Here is a 1,820-nt window from a genome sequence, read left to right as displayed (position 1 = left end):
ACCTCCCTCTATAAATTAAAATTATCTCAGAATTACTCCGTTTTTCTCCCGTTTACTTTATATCATTCAAAGAGAATGGGGGTTGATCGTTCCTTCATCTGTAAATAAATGATATTTATGGAAATAAGGGATGGCACCAACTAAACATCCATGGATTTTTTCCATTAAATGGTTTGCGTTCGTATGATCGCACCTTGGATCTCCACGTTACGCATGGCGGTGGACCCTCCCATGTCTCTCGGCGTCAATGCGCGCAAATTCCTTCGTTCAACCTGACCATGGTGGATGCCGGAAATGCTCCTAAAGCGGGTCAAAGCCCTAACGGTGAAAATATCGACCGGCTTCTCCGTGCTTCGAATGTTCAAACAATGGGTCTCAAAACGAAATAGATCTTTTTTGTTTAGGCAGTTTCCTGTAAGTCTGAAACACCGGGGATATCCCGGATCATGCGTTCTTCACTGAAGGTACACTTGCGTGTCCCTAACACATAAAAGATTTTCACAAGTTTACGACTTAGCGCGATAAACGATTGCTTCCCAGTTAAGGGATTGATGGATCGATGACGGTAATGGTCATGAAGCTTTCGGAAAGCTTCATTATGAAACGAGAGGGGGCGTGCCACCTGATACAGGAGCTTTCTCAGCCTTTTGCGTCCTCGTTTCGTAATGGTTGTCTGCCCCTTGAATTTCCCGGATTGATTCATCATCAGATTGAGTCCCGCTAATTTGATAATTTGGCGTGGATCTCTGTAATTCGATAGATCACCGACTTCCGCAAAGAAACCGGCCACTGTCATGGTACTGACACCTTTGATGGCTATCATCTGCTCCGCCCCAGGAACCAGAAGAACGAGTTCTTCGAGTTGTGCTTCAAGAGCGACGAGTCGTTCTTCTAGGGCCTTGTATTGGTCAATAAGATAACGGAATTCTTCGCGTGCCATGCTTAAACCGACCGTCAGGTCGATACTATCTTCGGCTGCCTGTTTTAATGCCTGGATACGTTTCATCCCCACTGCACGTTGGGCAGCGTTTTTCACTTCGGCCATCAAGTCTTCTTCCGAAGCCTGTCGGATATCATCAGGAAGATACCCCTTTTCCAGTAGGTGGAGTGCTGCTTTCCCGGTCCAGTCTTTGAAGACATCTAGGAACTCCGGAAAATAGCGATCCAGCGCATTATGCATCTGTGCTTTGATGGAAGACAAGTCCTCTTGGATGATGTCATGTAGTTTCATGCCTTCCCTCAATTCGGCATAGACATCCTCGGGTAGTGTGGGTTCATGAAAACGCCCGTCTTTAATGATTTGAGCGATGACTTTGGCATCCTTCGTATCATTTTTGGTCGGGGAGTCATCGTCCATTTCCTTGAACCGTTTTACCTTCATCGGATTAACACCTACCGTATGGATCCCTTCTGCTTTCAAATAATAAGCCAAGTTCAGCCCATAATGACCGGTTGGCTCCATGCCGATGATGATGTCCGGACGTTTATGTTCATTCGCCAGCTCTCTCGCCCAGGTGAGAAGCGTAAAAAACCTTGATGAGAGTTAGTAAACACTAACCTTTTGGCTAGGTCTCTGCCCCGATCATCAATCACCCGTGCTACATGTTTCTTTTTGGCCACGTCGACACCAATGATCAGTGTGTTTTCGTTGATTTGCGCTATGCGCATATTTTGTGTAAAATCCATAGTAGAAGTCCTCCTTCGGTACTTAATTCGAGGTCATCGTGATGACACTCTCTATCGTACCAAGAGGGCTTTTTTTATGCATCCGGACTCTGCTTCGATATCCCCTCAAATTTCTCCCTTACAGGAATGCTCCT

Annotated in this window: 1 pseudogene; it reads right to left on the bottom strand. The window is 45.9% G+C overall.

What is annotated here, in order from left to right:
* Positions 1 to 400 precede the first annotated feature (400 nt).
* Positions 401 to 1,686 (bottom strand): annotated as a pseudogene (locus tag JUJ52_RS22850) (IS110 family RNA-guided transposase).
* Between the last annotated feature and the right edge of the window lie 134 nt (positions 1,687 to 1,820).

The organism is Virgibacillus sp. AGTR, assembly GCF_016919725.2.
In the GTDB taxonomy this organism is placed as follows: domain Bacteria; phylum Bacillota; class Bacilli; order Bacillales; family Amphibacillaceae; genus Virgibacillus; species Virgibacillus salarius.
The sequence above is the reverse complement of the archived record's forward strand: the minus strand, read 5'-3'. Positions and strand labels throughout refer to the sequence as shown.